This window comes from Limosilactobacillus sp., assembly GCF_022651205.1.
Lineage (GTDB): Bacteria > Bacillota > Bacilli > Lactobacillales > Lactobacillaceae > Limosilactobacillus.
The window spans coordinates 1-16,418 of sequence record NZ_JALCQI010000015.1; the positions used below are offsets into that span (position 1 = coordinate 1).

Genomic DNA, 16,418 nt, shown 5'->3' on the forward strand with positions numbered 1-16,418 from the left:
GATCCGACTAACCCACTTCATTAACTTTTCTTGATCAGAATAGTGAAGATTAACTCGAGCATTTCCTTCACTGATCGCATCAAAAAAGGTATTTAGCTTCCCTGGCATTCGGGTAATATCCCTTACAGCACGATAGCTGTTCCACAAACTATTATCCAGTTGGTGCCGAAGATCAAAATGTTGTTTTAAATACTGCTTTCCAAATGGTCGAGCAACTTCAAGCATGGATAATGATGGATCCAATTTAGCAATAACCGACTCTAAAATACCAAAGGCACGGACTAACATTGTCACTTGAGAATGGATGTGAAGATTGTTACTTTGACATAATTGGACAATTTGATAAAGCATCTTTGTAAAATTAATATCCGCAAGGCCAGTATTCAAATACGGACGTAAGAATCTTCCCAATTCACGATAAAATTTCTGCTCATTCAGGGGCCCGGTCTGTTCACACATTGGAATGATTGCTTGGCCAATTTCATGAATATCCTGGGAGTTGATTGCTAAAACAATCTTCGCAATCCCGTCTGCTGTTGATGGGGAAATCCTCCCCATCATCCCAAAGTCAATCCAAATAACCTGATACGGTGGTAGTGCTTCCTGCTTTTGATAACTGAAATTAGTGTAGCCGACTTGTTTTTGGTAGCTCTTGGTCGTTTCGAATTTTCTTGCTTGCTGCTCATCTTGGGACATTTCATGAATTAAAATGTTTCCGGGATGTGGGTCGGCTTGAAAATAGTGATCAACAAAAACTTGTTTTAAAAAGTTCTTTACTAAGGCCTGAGCAATCTGGTGACGCATTTCCTGCTGTTCCTTTGCTTTAGCCGGTTTCTTGCTTAATGGTGTATTGGCTAAGTATTTAATGCTTTTTCCCGGCATACTTTCATTAACGAGAATTTTAGGCGCACAGTATTCAAGGTAGACCTTAGGAACACGAATAATTGAATGATCGTTATTTAGACGATAAAATTCAATCCCGTTCTTAGCTTCCTGAATTGTATCAATTTCCTTTCTCAAGGAATTGCTAAGCTCGTTAAAGATCTTAATCGGATCAACGACACTGATTCCGGTCGGAACGTATTTTAGTAGTTCAACCGCCCGTCTTAAAAGTGCTAGGTCAGTACTAACTAATTTAGTAACATCAGGGTGTTGGACCTTCACAACAACTGACGTCCCATCCTTCAATTCTGCGTGATGAACTTGACCAATTGAGGCCGACGCAAATGGCTTTTCTTCAAAAGATTTGAAAGCAGCAGAAATCTTTTTTCCGGTCTCCGTTTCAAAGGTTTCCTTCACGCTTGCAAAATCATCAGCAGGAACATCATCCTGGAGTTTGCGAAAGGCCTTAACATATTCAGGACTGACTAAATCAGACCGGGTTGAAAGAATTTGCCCCATCTTAATAAATGTCGGTCCCAGCTCTTCTAAGGCTTGGCAAACTTCATCCGGATTCTTTTGATGGTAAAAATTACTCAGAAAATGATACTCGCGCATTACTTGCATAATCCGGCGTAGTCGCTTTCCTGGAGACGGTATCGCTTGTTCAACCATTACTATCCCTCACAATTCATTTTCATCCCCGGAACACAGTTACAATTGACCTTATCAGGGGCTTGCTCTCTTTTACCTGCTAACAGTTTTTGAAGTTGATCAATATCCTTTTTACTAAGAGTTGCGCCCTCAATTACATGCCTTAACGTTGCGCCAACATGCATTTCACAAATACTATTGAACAGCTGATCGGCAGCATCGTTCATTGTTATCTGTTCCTTAATTAGGGGGGTATAAATAAAGCCGCGTCCTTGTCTAGTCGTGGCTAAAGCGCCTTTTTCGACCAGTCGCCGTAATAGTGTCTTGATCGTTGCCGGTTTCCAATCAACTTTTTGTTGGAGGAGATTAATCACCTGGGTACTAGTGGACTTACCTAGTGACCAAATAATTCTCATAATTTGCCACTCAGCCGGTGTGATATCTGTTTTTTCTTCCATGCATTTCACCTCAATTTAAAATTTACACCTGTCAATCGTAGCCGTCAAACAATTTCTGATTTAGCATGAATGGTTATTGTAGCTTAGGTTGAGATCTGCTAAACTACACCATTAGTTATTATAATTTGTATAAAAGGAGCCGATGCTTTTGAGTGACCAGCGAATTAGGCGGTCCCTAATTATAATGGTTTTTGGAACTTTCTTTGGAATTCTTTGCTCAACACTAATGAATATTGCACTGCCAACATTTATGGACGTTTTTCATATTACTGAAGCTCATGTCCAATGGGTAACTAATGGCTATATGTTAGTTAACGCGTTGATGATTCCGGTTAGTTCCTACCTTATTAAACGATTTTCTTTTAAATGGCTATTTATCTTTTTTACAGCAATTTTTCTTTTAGGAACCATCACTGGTGGATTAGCTAATTCCTTTAATCTCCTAGTAATTTCCCGAATGATTCAGGCTGTGGGAGCTGGAATGATGATGCCGCTTGTTAACGTCCTGGCGATCCGGTACGCCCTTCCTGGTAAGAAAGGACAAATAATGGGAATCATTGGATTAGCATTCAACTGTGCACCAATTTTAGGACCAGCGGTATCCGGATTCATGCTTGATTACCTTTCATGGCGATACTTATTTATTTTAATTATTCCATTTGCGGTAATTACCTTACTCCTATCGCTCTGGATGCTTCCCTATATTCCCCACAATGAATTTCCCAAGTTTAACAGTTTTGGCTTTACAGTGATTACAATTGGATTGTGGTCATTACTAATGGGACTTTCAAATGTTTCTAACTACGACTTATTATCCTTTAATGTTGGTGGAATGGCAATTATTGGTTTGACGTTTATTATCCTTTTTTATCTTAATCAAAGAAGGAGTAACCACCCATTAATCAATCTTGGCGTGTTTGAGCATAAACAATTTCTTTTAGCAACAACAATTAACATGCTGATTACCGCAACAATGTATGGGAACGCGATCTTAATTCCCCTTCTTGTTCAAATTGTTCTAGGTGAAAGTACCGTGATCTCCGCAATCGCCGTTCTTCCCGGAGCCATTCTTACTGGGTTGTTATCAACGACAAGTGGCCGCTTCTACGACCGTTACCCGATCCAATGGCTTGTTGGTGCTGGGCTCTTAATTGATATTATCGGGACAACGGGTCAAGCAATGATCGGTGCCCGAAGTTCGGTGGTGATCATTACAGTTTTCCAAACGGTCCGGCAATTTGGGCTTGTAACAATGTTGATTCCGTTGCAAACCCAGGCACTTTCGCTCTTACCCAACGAAATCGTCCCCGACGCGGTTGCCTGTTTTAATACCCTGCGACAAATTGCAGCAGCGTTTGGAACAGCCTTGATCGTCTCAGTTGTTGGTATCGTAAACCACCTCGTCCACAGTTCAACCTCCCATTTAGGGATTCAATCAGGATTTGCCTTTTGCTTAGTTCTTCTCCTGATTTCGCTAGTTCTTAGCAGGAAGCTTTATCACCGAATAAAAAGCTAGAATATAAAATAAAGCCAGATAATGGATCTAAAATTGACTCATTATCTGGCTTTTGAGTTTTTAATTATTCCTCTTTATCTAGAAAACAAAATTCACCAACACAATTATAGCTAATTGTCCCTACTAGCAACGATAAGCACATGCTTCGCTTTCGGAGATGGACGAGGATTGTAATGATACTAGCAATAATTTCTGGTAAACCAAAATCACCACTGAGAAAATGAACATTTCTGAAACAGTAAACCACGAGCATTCCCATAATCGCTGGTGGTAAAAAATTACCCAGCCCCTCAATGAATGGACTTAATTCTTCCTTGCCAGTCTTTTGGCGACCAAAAATAAGGAAAGGAATGTAACGGGTAAAGAAGTTTGCTACCGCAGCAATGGCAATCGAAACTATTTGCTGAACAACTGTCATTTTACTTTTCCTCCTTTGCTCGACGCTTGGTTAAATAATAATATTCCGCCACTAATAAGAGCAGAGTAACCACCAGGAAGTACGTCTTCCCTACGGCTAATAAACTGGCAATGGTAATTAAAACTCCACTAATTGAACTAACATGACTCTTTTCTTGTAAAAACTGATCTAACGCCAAAACGATGAATAAGGCCGTCATAACAAAATCAAGGCCCTTTACTTGGAGTTGCAAAATACTTCCTAAAAAGCCACCTAAAAAGGCTCCAAGAACCCAGTAGCCCCAATCAAGTAAAGTAATCCAGGTGTTAACCTTTACCTGGCTCATTTCTTGAGGAACCTTGGTATAGTGGTTAATAACAAATGTCTCATCAGTTAAGCCAAAGATTAACAACCATTTTCGCCAACCGGTATGCCCGTACTGCTTGAGCATCGAGATCGCATAAAATGATTGCCGAAAGCCAACCACAAGAGTAATCAGCAGAACGTTAAACGGATTAAAATGTTGGACCAACATGTTGGCGATCACAAACTCAACTGAGCCCCCATAGATTGTTAACGCCATTAATGTTGGGTACCAAAAAGAAAAGCCCAGGTTATGCATGTAAAGGCCATAACCTAAACCAAGTGTGACATAGCCAAACAGGACTGGCATTGATTTTTCCAGCGCAAAACGAAATTCACCGTCCAGCTTTTTCATTACTTACTCCCCCTCGGAATTAAAATCAATTGACTTTTATTTTAGCGGACGGTCATGATGCATACAAGGACTAAATTGTATGCATTACAATGTGATCAAATAACGATTATTTGATTTTCGATAATAAAAAAGACATGACACCAACTATCGGTATCATGTCTTAACAACCTATAACTATAATTAATCTGCTTGTGTAATTAATTCGTAAACGTAAGATTCTTCTTCAGGCCGGTAAACACCGTGAAGCTCCCCAACCTTAGTGAAACCATGCTTAGTGATCAAGTGTTGCATGATCTCGTTATTTTCGTGAGTATCAATCCGTAATGACTTGATATCCTTGCGATTTTTGTTAATGTAATCAATTACACTAACAAAAAGCTTTGAAGCATAACCGTGACCGGCATGCTTAGAATGAATGGCAACCCGGTGGATTACTTGGTACTTATCAGTATCCAATAGCCACTTACCGTCAAGTTCGTCGTATGAGTGGTCTGGTGCATCAATAATTGATAAACCACCCACAGTTTGGCCATCATCCGACTGAACGAGATATGCCCAGCCATGCTGAATATCTTCTTTAATATGTTCTTCGTTCGGGTAATCACCTTGCCATTGATCAATTCCCCGTTCTGCTAATTGGTTTCGACCATCGCGAAGAATATCCATCACTGTATCTAAGTCTTCCATGGTAGCTTTGCGTAATTGCATTCGTATTACCTTCCCTTCTAAATAATTTAATTTTTTTATTTCACAAATTAACAACCATATAAACTTACCATATTAATAATCAAATATGCAAGCTAAATGTTCTTTCACAATCTATCCTACCGCAAAGCTCGAATTAATGATAAATTAAAGATACTCAATCCTTTTATATGGGAGGTCTATCATGAAGCTAACCATTACTGATCTATACAGCAAAATGCACCAACACAGGGGTGACTCCGGTTGGTGGCCGGCTGATTCAAAGGAAGAAATCATCATTGGTGCAATTATGATTCAAAATACCAACTGGCGAAACGCCGATCGAGCAGTTGCCGGATTCCGTAAACAGACGGGGTTCGTTCCTGATGAGATCTGCCACTTAACCGATAAAGAATTACAGGATCTTGTTCGACCTGCTGGATTCTATAAGAATAAAAGTCGGGCAGTCAAAACGGTTTTTACCTGGCTAGCTCAATATGACTATAATTACCAAGCAATTGCCCGTTCTTTCGGTCCAGGCCTACGAACAGAGCTTCTCAAGCTCCACGGGATCGGTAATGAAACCGCCGACGTTCTCCTCACCTATATCTTTGAGATCCCAACCTTTATTAGTGATAAGTATGCCCGAATCCTGTTCACCGAGTTAGGTGTCACCGGGTTAACTGACTACCAAAGTCTCGCGCGACAGGTAAGGCTACCTGAAGATTTTACCATCAAAGAAGCCCAAGATTTTCACGGTCTCATTGATGAGTTTGGGAAGATCTACTTTCATCCCCGCACCAAGTTCGTCCAAAGCTTTTTAGCCGGTGACGAACTCATTATTAACTAACTAATTTTAAAATAAGGAATGCATATTATGAATCATCAAGAACAAATTGAAGCTGCAAAGCAATACACCGTCGCAAAATTGGGTAAAGACAAGACTGGCCACGGGATGGATCACATTAATCGGGTAGTCAGGATGGCCCGCCGATTATCTGCTGGTGAGCAGGTGGATCCCTTTCTTCCGGTAGTTGCCGCGTACTTGCATGATACGATTGACGAGAAGCTGGTTACCAATATTTCCGCAGCTAAGCAGGAACTCCATGATTACTTATTAAATAACGGCTTTAGTGCTGAGGACGTTGCTACTATTATGGACGTTATTGCAAATATTTCCTTTGCCCACACCCTCGATCAGGGTGAAATTCACCTTTCACTAGTCGGCAAGATCGTTCGTGATGCTGACTGGCTTGATGCCATTGGTGCCTTGGGGATTACTCGAGCGATCTACTACGGTGGTGCTCACCATGAAAAAATATACGATCCACAGATTAAGCCTCGTCATAACATGAGTCGTGCGGAATACCGCAACCTTGATGACGAAACAATTATCAACCACTTTGATGAAAAGCTGTTAGGGCTAAAGGATAAGCTCTTTACCCCAACCGCCAAGGCAATTGCAACTCACCGTCAACAAGTAATGCTCAACTTCCTAGATGAATTTCATAAGGAATGGAATGCAGAAGCTTAAGACAAGAAAACTCCCTAAGAGAACGCTCAATTTTAGTTCTCTTAAGGAGTTATTTTAATTCTGATTATTTTTATCTTTTTCGTGCTTGCTTAAATCGATAATTACTGATTCATCTTTAGAATTTTGGTTACTCCGAGCTTTGGGTAACCACCGTTTACCAATTTGCATTAAGAGAATACTAAGTGGCGGTATTAACAAGGCGTAACATAAACCGGTTAACAACGATATTGGCAGTGCTAACCGAGCTACCTCAAGCATTCCACCACCATTACCAGTTAATCGCCAACCGACAATTAAATAAGCAATCTCAAGCAAGAATAGGATGATTAAGCCGCTACAAATCCCAATAGTAAGCATTTGCTGGTGCCGAAGTTCTTGTGAGCTTGCCTGCTGCCACCTAACTACCCATCCACTAAAAAGGGCTGTCAATGCGGTAACTACTACTGTGAGCCAGTCACTCTGATTAACAAGCAACAAGATTAACTGGGAAGCAATAATCAACAAGGTAGAACTAAGCATCCCTAGTAAGGGAATCACCGTAATTGCTAGTAAAGCAGTAATCGGTGCAATAATCGTTCCACTTGGCAACACACCCCGGAAATTTAACGGTGATAAAAGACAAATTATTAATAAAATTGCAATCCACACAATAACATGAAATAAATGAATCCTTTTCATCATGGTAATGGCTTCTTTTCCGTATCTTGGATCCAAGCTAATGCTAACGCACCTTGACCCAAGTGAACACCGATCACTGGACCGAAGTATGATAATTCAAAATGAATATCGGGGTGTTCATCTTGTAGCTTATTCAACCATTTTTCGCCAGCTTCTTGATCGTTAGCGTGAAATACGATTGCCCGGACTGGATAATCCAATTTTTCAATTGATTCGTTAAAGAGCTGCTCACAACGAGCTTTTGCTTTTTTCATTGATCGAACCTTTTCGAATGCTTCAATATCGTGATTTGGATTATCGAAGGACAACAATGGCTTAATCCGTAAAATTGAACCAACAAAGGCGGACGCGTTAGAAAGTCGACCACCACGAACAAGGTTTTGTAAATCATCAACAACAAAGACATCGCGAATAGTATCCTTCAATTCGGTCAACTTTTTGATAATCTCTTCAAGACTTACTCCCTGCTTAGCTAACTTAGCGGCTTCAATTGCTAAGTAACCCATTAATTTAACGGTAATTCCAGAATCAAACGGAACGATCTTAATCGTGTCCTTCATCTGTTCAGAAAGCTGAATGATGTTGTTGAGAAATCCCGAAATTGTTTTAGCTAGGTGGATACTAATTACAGCCTCATACCCCTCATCAGCTAATTGTTGGTATAACTCCATCATTTCACCGATTGAAGGTTGAGATGTACTGGGAAAAGTACTAGCAGTCTTTAGTTGTTTGTAAAACTCATCAGTAGTGATGTCAACTCCTTCACGGTAGGTCTTACCGTTCAACGTAAATGGAATTGGTACCACATGAATGTTATTGGCTGCGATCTCCTCTTTAGTAAGATAGCAGGTACTGTCAGTTACAACAGCGATTTTCATTAACACTACCCCCATTAGAATGTTGTTAACGTAATAATAATGAATAATTGCATAGTAAAGGTATTTTAACAACATTGTAATAGATATAGAATACCACATCAATCTAGAGAAACCAATAATCTAGATTCTTAGAATTGTCTATTGGGTGGAACAAACGTTATAATAGTAACCGCTACGTAAACGTTTAAAAGGAGGAATACATCCAATGGCATTTGATGGCTTTTTTACCCATGCAATCGTTCATGAACTAAACGCAACTCTTGCAACTGGACGAGTCGCCAAGGTTAACCAACCATATCCAGCAGAATTAATTATGACGATTCGTGCTCATCGACATAACTACTCCCTGCTCCTTTCGGCCAATCCAACCTATCCTCGGATTCAAATCACCCAAATTGCGTACCAAAATCCGGCTGTCCCAAGTAACTTTGCAATGACAATGCGGAAGTATCTTGAAGGTGCAATCCTTGATTCAATTGAGCAGGTTGATAATGACCGGATTATTAAATTAAACTTTAACACCCGAGACGAACTCGGTGATCAGCAACGGTTAATTCTGATAATTGAAATTATGGCGCGACATAGTAACGTTTCGCTGGTAAGCAAAAAGACCGGTAAGATTATTGATACGATTAAGCATGTTGGTTCGGATCAAAATCGGGTTCGCCTTCTGCTCCCTGGCGCGACCTTCATCATGCCACCAAAGCAAGATAAGGTTAATCCGTACTTGCCAAACCAGATTTACACCGATTTGATACGGAAAGATTTAAGTGACAACGAACTAGCAAATGAACTACAAAGCCATTATCAAGGGCTTGGCCGCCAATCTGCGCAAGAATTAGCACGGGAACTACAGGCAAGTGATGATTTACCGACTACCTATCACTCCTTTCTTAAGCATTTCGAAAATCCGGATCCAGTGATCTATGATGATGACAAAGGAAAACAACAATTTGGCGCATTTGCTCCTAGTAACATGAAAGAAGATCAACTTTCCCACTACGACACCCTTTCCGTAATGCTTGATGCTTTTTACGCTCAAAAAGCCGAACGGGATCGTTCAAAGGAACTAGCTGGACAAGTTCTCAAGGTTCTCCATAATGAATTGAAGAAGGATCGGCGTAAGGTTAAAAAGTTAAACCAACAATTAGAAGATGCCGCTAAGGCTGATTATTACCGTATTCGTGGTGAAATATTAACTACCTACTTGGACAAGTTAACTCACGGGATGACAGAAATTACCTTGCCAAACTTCTACGATGACAATAAGCCGTTAAAGATTAGTCTTGATCCTGAACTATCTCCTTCACGAAATGCCCAAAAATACTTTACAAAGTACGATAAGCTTAAAACTTCTGTCGAATACGTTAATGAACAATTAAAGTTAACCAATGATGAGATTAACTACCTTGCAAACATTGAAAGTCAGATTGATTTAGCTTCTCCAGCAGATATTCAAGAAATTCGGCTGGAACTTCAACAACAGGGTTACATCAAGCAGAAGCGCCAAAAGAGTAAGAAGCGGCGTAAGGTCAGAGTAAGTAAACCCGAAGAATTTCATACCAGTAATGGGACAACCGTGCTTGTTGGTAAAAACAACCTGCAAAACGATCGCCTTAGTTTCAAGATTGCCAATAAGAATGACATTTGGCTCCACGTTAAGGATATTCCCGGGTCTCACGTTATTATCCGTGATGGTGATCCAGATGACCAAACACTTCTAGAAGCGGCACAACTTGCTGCCTACTTCTCTAAAGGCCGGGACTCAGATAATGTTCCTGTTGATTACCTCCCTGCCAAGCGCCTTCACAAGCCAAACGGAGCCAAACCAGGCTTTGTAACATTCCGGGGGCAGAAGACGTTGTATGTGACACCACATAAGTTGGAGAAATAAGTCTCCTACATGAAAAAGCTTCTGATTAAAGACATCATCTTCAATCAGAAGCTTTTTCAATTACAACAAATAACCAATTACATAAACTGCATCTCTGCCCCAATAATTTTATCAGGACCGGGTGTTTCCTGTGGCTTCATATGAAGAGATTCAAACGGGAATGTTGCTCGATAGATTGCTGTTCCTTGTGATTGTGGAATATCGACTTTATTGAGGCATTCTTCATCACCACTCACAATTCGACCAAGAAGTGCTGGGAGATTGATCCCAAGTGATTTTGAAAGAAAGGCAACTTCCGGAAGACTAGTTGATTGAATAGTCAAAGCCTTAAATTCAAGACCCTGTTGTTCAAAGACAACTTGATAAAAGCCTGCTGTTGTCTGCTGCTCAACAACTTCCCGTGCCTTATCTTGTAAATTCTTTAATTCATCACCAGAAATCTCTGCGGGTAATCGCAAATTAATCATTTCATAGTCCAACTTAGTAGCAGACTGAAGGGCAGCTGTTGATGCTAAGAACTTAGCATGATTTCCATCCCAAATATAGTTTAATGCAACTAATTGGTTTGATCTTGGCTTAAGACTTCCTAAACGGTCATCAGGCAACGCAATGACCTTACTTTGCAAATCATACTCCTTAAGTGTTTCCAATAAACTAGTATAACTGGCAGGAATAAAGATTAATTGTGGCTGATCAATTCCAACAACAGAAAGGACATTTTCTGGAGAGGCTGGCTCAATGTACCGCTTGTCAGCAATTAACGTATTTAATGTTACCGAGCTTGGATTACAATTCATAATAATCGTGTGGAAGTTTTGCCGATGAAGCTGCATCATCATTGAAGCAACAAAAAAGTCTCCCGCATTACTCAGGCCAAGACGTAAACCACCCGTGCCAATAAACATTGCACTCGGTTGTGGCAACGTTAGTGCTTCGTTTTCATCTTCGTATGCTGAATAGAAGGTTTGGGTATGTTGTTCAAATTCACCTGCAGATGGCTCAACTTCTTTATATTTAACGGTCAAATTATGATCCCGTAACATTTGGTAGACATTTTTCGGTGTTGTCTTCCAAAGCTTAGCGATCAACTTATTACTAAGGCCATTATGCTTGGCCTTGACTAAGGTTGGCTCTTTTCCCGGATGCTCAATTAATTCAGTAATTAATTCCTTCATCTTTGATAGTTGGTCAAAGTAGAACGGGTCAATCTTTGTCATTTCAACTAATTCGTAAGCAGTATAGCCACGTCGCATTGCCTCTAAGAGTGAAAAGAGGCGCTCAGCATGCGGATGGATCAAGCGATCAACTAGTTCATCATCAGAAAGTTTTTCTTGCGTTTGCAGGTGAAAGTCAGTTGGCTCATGATAACGAGATTCGATCGCCTTAAATAAAGCTTCTGCTGGACTTCGGCCGATTCCAAAGACCGTCCCAACGGATTTTTTCTCAGTTCCTAGTAACTGCTCCTCTGACTGCTTAGAACTAAATCCCCATACTGGAACACGAGCTGCAATGTGATCCATAACAGGTTCAATCAAGGCCGCGTGTTTTGCAAAGCCCGGGCCAAGATCGATTTCCCGGAGAGTTTTACCTAAGTAAAGCTGAGCACAAACCATTGCTACTGGATAGCCAGTTGACTGGGCAACAAAAGAAACCATCCGGTCGAAGTACGGGCTATTTTTAATCACATAAAAGTTATCACTAACGGGATCGAGAGCAAACTGAATATGGTTAACCCCAACAATTCGGAGCTTCCTGGTAATTGCAAATGCGGTATCCCGCATGTCTTGAATTTGGCGATCAAGTAATGTCTGGGCCGGATTAAATGCAATTGAATCACCAGCATGAATCCCAATTGGATCCATGTCTTCAACCATTCCTAACATCATCATGGTTCCCGACTGATCACGTTGGACAACTACCTCAATTTCTTTGTAACCCGCAAGACTTTGCTGAACATAAACCTGTTCCGCCCGTGAATGGCTTAGACACTTACTAACGGCCGCTGCTAATTCACCTTGTTCATGGACAATCTGCCGGGTACTCGTAATCTTCGGCAAAACCGAACGAATAATTACCGGATAGCCAAGCTTATTTGCCTCTTCCAATGCATCTGGATAGTTATTAACGGTCGCAATTTTCTTCATTGGTGCATCCATTCGTCGAAGTGTCCGCTCCAGAAGAACAGGATTATTAACTTGACGCACGGTAGCCTCTGGGACACCAAGAAGTTCAATCTCCTTTTCGCGCAAGATCCCTTTTTCTAGTAGCTCTTGTGTAAGAAGGAATGCCTGCCGATTGCCTAATGTTGGAAGGATTGCTTGGGGATGGTACTTCTCAATTAAATCAGTAAGGTGATCAACGGTTAACGGACCAATTGACGAATGATCAATGATCGAAGAATCATTCAGACTATACGAAAATGGGTTATTATCTACCAAAATCGTGGTAATTCCTACCCGGTGAAGATACGTTGCCAACTGGTAAGTAGCGGAGTCGACCTCATCACCATGCTGGATATTATTAGGGCCAGCACCAATAATTAAAATTGACTTGAGCTTTTTCACTACCGCCGTTCCTCCTTCCTCTTCATTGTGTCGATAAACTCATCGAAAAGGCCATCCGTCTCATCCGGTCCCGGTGCACCATCTGGGAAGAATTGAACAGAAAAGGCCGGATATTGCCGGTGACGTAATCCCTGAACACTACTGTCGATCATATCGGTATAGGTAACAAATAATTTCGACCGGTCCACCGTACTCCAATCGACTGTATAGCCCTCTGATTGGTTAGCATAAACAATATGATCAGTAATAATTTCTTTGATCGGGTGGTTCATCCCGTGATGCTCGACACCTAATGGGATCACCTGAGCACCGTTAGCTAGCGCAAAAAGCTCATGACCGAGACCAATTCCAAAAAGCGGCACTTGCTCTTGAACCTTCCTAATCATTTCAAGAACCGATGACTTTACATAATGAGGATCACCAGGGCCACTAGAAAGGACTACACCGTCAGGATCAAGTCGCAGAATTTCATCAGCAGACGCATTATATGGCAAAACAGTGACGTTGCACTTCCGTCGACTCAGTTCTCGCAGGATCCCGTTCTTTAATCCAAAATCAACCACGACAACACTCATCCCTACACCAGGATTAGGATATGGCTTCGGCGTTGATACTTGAGCTACCTGTTGGTTTGTAAGAACAGTTGCATGGAGCTGATCAAAGGCATGATCATCCGGAACAGGAACAATACTTCCCTTTAGCGGTTCGTTAGCATCACGAAGCTTATGAGTGATCGCCCTGGTATCAATATTGGTAATCCCCGGAATGTTCATTTGCTTCAGGTATTGATCCAAAGTTAACCGACGAATATTATCAGTTGCAACGTTTGATAGCGAGCGAACAATCACTCCTTTAACGGTTGGAACGATTGACTCGTAGATATTCCGTTGAATTCCATAACCACCAATATTTGGTTGGGTAAACGTGACAATTTGATTGTCATAAATCTGGTTAGTAATAATTTCCTGGTAACCCGTCATGCTTGTGTTAAATACCACTTCACCAAAGGTTACCGCTGGTGAGCCAAAGCCATCACCCGCAAAGATGGTTCCATCTTCAAAGATTAGGTAGCGTGCTGCCACGATGCTCACTCCTTTTCCACCGTATTTGTTTCCTTAACCATTATATAAATGATCGGAAGCGTTTCAAAGGTATATTGGGTTAAAATTTAAAAGAAGCTGGGGAATAACCTTATCAGAAGCCTGGAAGGCTAACCTAGAACGATGAATGATGATGAAATCATCAGAATCGTTCGTAGTTAGACACGAGGGCTTCGGTTATTCCCCGTAATTAGACTCTGTAGAATTAGAAACTACTGGTAGTAAAAAATTAAATGTTTTTTATGAAGGTTGATCAGTCTTTTCGAGGTGATCAATCATTTGTTGAAAGTAATCCGGAAGTGGCGATGTAAATGTCATCTGCTCACCAGTGCGCGGGTGTTTAAAGCCAAGAAGTCGCGCATGAAGATACTGACCATTTCCGGGAAGCGTCTTTCGTGGTCCGTAGAGTGGATCTCCCGCCAACGGATGGCCAATGTACTTCATGTGGACGCGGATTTGGTGAGTTCGACCAGTCTCTAGACGACAGCTAACGAGGGTATAGTGTTGAAAACGTTCTAAAACCTTGAAGTGCGTTACCGCATGACGACCATCGTCAACCACTGCTTGCTTCTTCCGGTCCTTCTTTGAACGACCTAGCGGAGCATCAATCGTTCCCCGCTCTTCTTTAATTACACCATGGACAAGGGCAACATACTCACGCTGAGTGGTCTTGGCCTTTAACTGGGCTGCTAAAGAACGGTGAGCTAAATCATTTTTAGCGACCATCAGTAACCCGGAAGTATCCTTATCAATTCGGTGAACAATTCCCGGTCGAAATTCACCATTGATGGTCGATAAGGGTGAATGATAAAGAAGCGCATTAACCAGGGTATGATTGGGATGACCAGGAGCTGGGTGAACTACCATCCCTTGGGGTTTATTGACAACGATCACATCATCATCCTCATAAACAATGTCCAGAGGAATATTTTCCGGCTCTAGATCGATCTTTTGTGGTTTTTCCGGCTGAACAACCACTTCATCCCCCACAGCTAACTTATACTTTGGCTTAACAGTCGTCCCGTTTACCGTAACGTTTCCGTCCTCAATCCATTTCTGTAATTGTGAACGTGAAATACCAGTTATGTGATGAGCCAATTCTTTATCAATTCGCCCGGTCATTGATGAATCAATTGTTAATTTCAACTTGTCCATCACTTTTGTTCATCCTCACGAAGTACAATAATAATCAGTAAGATAACCCCAACAGTTAAACACATATCTGCAATATTAAATACCGGAAAGTTAACCGGTAAGAATTCAAACATATCAACCACGTATCCCTGAAATAACCGGTCAATGAAGTTCCCAATAGCTCCAGCCAAGATCAAACTAAGGGCCAGTAAAATCCAATGCTGATTACGAAAACGCCAGAAGCAGTATCCAATCCCAACAATAACGATAACCGTTACAATGGTAAAAAATAGCTGTTGTCCCTGAAACATGCTCCAGGCCGCTCCATAATTATGCAGATTCGTTAAGTCCATTACTCCAGGAATAAAATGCTGACTGTGGTTCAGTACAATATTAGTACTTACCCAAAATTTCAACCATTGATCTAAGCAAATCAATATTAGAGTAAGCAAAAGGTAGGCAAAAAGGATCATCACTGTGCCTCCTGAAGATTAGCTAATGCTAGCTTGAGACGACGAATTGCCTTATTAGAAAAGGCAAAATCGAAAACCTCCCCATTCACGGTAAAGTTAGCCGTATGTTTAGTAAACTGTGGTTGCCGAACATCAGTAAGCGGGATAATCAGATAATCCTTTTGTAAGACTCGACTAAAGACCATTTTTGTCGGCGTAATCAAGACGGTTCGCCGAAAGATTCCCAGAAGCGTTACAATAATAAAAATTAAAAAGAGAAGCGCCGTTACCCATTGGAAGTGGGTAATTTCAAGCCAAACAACTAACCCAGCAATAAAAATTAAAAAGGTCCAGCACCAGCTAATAATGGTTGTAGTAAGGTTGGGTTGATAAAAATAACGAGTTTCTTCTTCCATAATTATTCCTTTCAAATGAGGTGAATTAATTTCATGCTTAAAATTTACACAGATGCAGCGACAAAAGGTAATCCGGGACCAACAGGCCTTGGAATCCTCATCATTGATCAACATCAGCAACAACAGTTATCACAAACTCTTAAGACTGCCACTAACCATGAAGGCGAATTTGCAGCGGCAATTGCCGGATTCCAATATTTAGCTGATCACTACGATCATAATGAAACAGTTCTATTCTATACCGATAGTCGCCTCCTAAGCGATGCTATCGGGAAAAATTATACTAAACATTACCAAAAGCAGTTAGAGCAATTAAGCCAATTGCTAAGTCAGTTCACCACGGTTGTTACACAATGGGTTAGCGAACGAGAAAATCGCGGTGCCCATAATCTGGCTAACCAGGCGCTGCAAAAGCTTGAATGAATCGCCCATTATTATAGCAAATTTTAAGTTAAAATGCTG

At 41.1% G+C, this 16,418-nt stretch carries 17 protein-coding genes; 5 read left to right on the forward strand and 12 right to left on the reverse strand.

Features of this window, described 5'->3' with window-relative positions:
- Both LKJ51_RS04405 and LKJ51_RS04410 read right to left on the reverse strand, forming a co-directional pair.
- On the reverse strand, positions 1 to 1,554 hold a 1,554-nt coding region (locus tag LKJ51_RS04405), incomplete at its 3' end, for an ABC1 kinase family protein (RefSeq protein ID WP_291980130.1).
- Between the two features lie 2 nt (positions 1,555 to 1,556).
- Positions 1,557 to 1,991, reverse strand: coding sequence for a CopY/TcrY family copper transport repressor (locus LKJ51_RS04410; protein WP_291979437.1), 435 nt, complete (start codon positions 1,989 to 1,991; stop codon positions 1,557 to 1,559).
- A 148-nt stretch (positions 1,992 to 2,139) separates the two neighbouring features.
- On the opposite strand from LKJ51_RS04410, the gene LKJ51_RS04415 reads away from it, so the two are divergent.
- Complete coding sequence (locus tag LKJ51_RS04415) at positions 2,140 to 3,507, forward strand: DHA2 family efflux MFS transporter permease subunit (RefSeq protein ID WP_291980131.1); 1,368 nt, start codon at positions 2,140 to 2,142, stop codon at positions 3,505 to 3,507.
- 64 nt (positions 3,508 to 3,571) lie between these two features.
- Here LKJ51_RS04415 and LKJ51_RS04420 read toward each other — a convergent pair whose 3' ends face one another.
- From LKJ51_RS04420 to LKJ51_RS04430, 3 genes are all read right to left on the reverse strand, one after another.
- Positions 3,572 to 3,925 (reverse strand): branched-chain amino acid transporter permease, encoded by a 354-nt coding sequence (locus LKJ51_RS04420; RefSeq protein WP_291979909.1) that lies wholly within the window; start codon positions 3,923 to 3,925, stop codon positions 3,572 to 3,574.
- A 1-nt stretch (position 3,926) separates the two neighbouring features.
- Positions 3,927 to 4,622, reverse strand: a complete 696-nt coding sequence (locus LKJ51_RS04425) for an AzlC family ABC transporter permease (protein ID WP_291979910.1) — start codon at positions 4,620 to 4,622, stop codon at positions 3,927 to 3,929.
- A gap of 180 nt (positions 4,623 to 4,802) precedes the next feature.
- Positions 4,803 to 5,330, reverse strand: a complete 528-nt coding sequence (locus tag LKJ51_RS04430) for a GNAT family N-acetyltransferase (RefSeq protein ID WP_291979911.1) — start codon at positions 5,328 to 5,330, stop codon at positions 4,803 to 4,805.
- Between the two features lie 181 nt (positions 5,331 to 5,511).
- Here LKJ51_RS04430 and LKJ51_RS04435 point away from each other — a divergent pair, with 181 nt between their 5' ends.
- Both LKJ51_RS04435 and LKJ51_RS04440 read left to right on the forward strand, forming a co-directional pair.
- Entirely contained in the window at positions 5,512 to 6,156 is a 645-nt protein-coding gene (locus tag LKJ51_RS04435) for an endonuclease III domain-containing protein (RefSeq protein ID WP_291979912.1), read from the forward strand.
- Positions 6,157 to 6,183: 27 nt separating this feature from the next.
- The gene (locus LKJ51_RS04440; protein ID WP_291979913.1) at positions 6,184 to 6,840 is read left to right on the forward strand and encodes an HD domain-containing protein; all 657 of its coding nucleotides are present in this window, start codon (positions 6,184 to 6,186) and stop codon (positions 6,838 to 6,840) included.
- Between the two features lie 54 nt (positions 6,841 to 6,894).
- Here the strand turns inward: LKJ51_RS04440 and LKJ51_RS04445 are convergent, their stop codons facing one another.
- Both LKJ51_RS04445 and LKJ51_RS04450 read right to left on the reverse strand, forming a co-directional pair.
- Positions 6,895 to 7,521, reverse strand: a complete 627-nt coding sequence (locus LKJ51_RS04445) for a hypothetical protein (RefSeq protein ID WP_291979914.1) — start codon at positions 7,519 to 7,521, stop codon at positions 6,895 to 6,897.
- Positions 7,518 to 8,396, reverse strand: coding sequence for a DegV family protein (locus LKJ51_RS04450; RefSeq protein ID WP_291979916.1), 879 nt, complete (start codon positions 8,394 to 8,396; stop codon positions 7,518 to 7,520). The genes LKJ51_RS04445 and LKJ51_RS04450 overlap by 4 nt, the downstream gene beginning before the upstream one ends.
- Before the next feature lie 205 nt (positions 8,397 to 8,601).
- Between LKJ51_RS04450 and LKJ51_RS04455 the strand changes: the two genes are divergently transcribed.
- The gene (locus LKJ51_RS04455; RefSeq protein ID WP_291980132.1) at positions 8,602 to 10,290 is read left to right on the forward strand and encodes an NFACT RNA binding domain-containing protein; all 1,689 of its coding nucleotides are present in this window, start codon (positions 8,602 to 8,604) and stop codon (positions 10,288 to 10,290) included.
- A gap of 77 nt (positions 10,291 to 10,367) precedes the next feature.
- Here the strand turns inward: LKJ51_RS04455 and LKJ51_RS04460 are convergent, their stop codons facing one another.
- The 5 genes from LKJ51_RS04460 to LKJ51_RS04480 form a co-directional block, all read right to left on the reverse strand.
- Positions 10,368 to 12,854, reverse strand: a complete 2,487-nt coding sequence (locus LKJ51_RS04460; RefSeq protein ID WP_291980133.1) for an ATP-binding protein — start codon at positions 12,852 to 12,854, stop codon at positions 10,368 to 10,370.
- Positions 12,854 to 13,936, reverse strand: coding sequence for a carbamoyl phosphate synthase small subunit (locus LKJ51_RS04465; RefSeq protein ID WP_291980134.1), 1,083 nt, complete (start codon positions 13,934 to 13,936; stop codon positions 12,854 to 12,856). The genes LKJ51_RS04460 and LKJ51_RS04465 overlap by 1 nt, the downstream gene beginning before the upstream one ends.
- A 258-nt stretch (positions 13,937 to 14,194) precedes the next feature.
- A complete protein-coding gene (locus tag LKJ51_RS04470) occupies positions 14,195 to 15,109 on the reverse strand; it encodes an RluA family pseudouridine synthase (protein ID WP_434737678.1) in 915 nt (304 codons plus the stop codon).
- Positions 15,109 to 15,561 carry a signal peptidase II gene (gene lspA, locus LKJ51_RS04475; RefSeq protein ID WP_291979708.1) on the reverse strand — a complete coding sequence of 151 codons (453 nt, stop codon included), beginning with the start codon at positions 15,559 to 15,561 and terminating at the stop codon, positions 15,109 to 15,111. Before lspA ends, LKJ51_RS04470 begins: the two co-directional genes overlap by 1 nt.
- The gene (locus tag LKJ51_RS04480) at positions 15,561 to 15,956 is read right to left on the reverse strand and encodes an EbsA family protein (RefSeq protein WP_291979706.1); all 396 of its coding nucleotides are present in this window, start codon (positions 15,954 to 15,956) and stop codon (positions 15,561 to 15,563) included. Before LKJ51_RS04480 ends, lspA begins: the two co-directional genes overlap by 1 nt.
- Positions 15,957 to 15,989: 33 nt before the next feature.
- On the opposite strand from LKJ51_RS04480, the gene LKJ51_RS04485 reads away from it, so the two are divergent.
- Positions 15,990 to 16,379 carry a ribonuclease HI family protein gene (locus LKJ51_RS04485; protein WP_291979704.1) on the forward strand — a complete coding sequence of 130 codons (390 nt, stop codon included), beginning with the start codon at positions 15,990 to 15,992 and terminating at the stop codon, positions 16,377 to 16,379.
- Positions 16,380 to 16,418 lie beyond the last annotated feature (39 nt).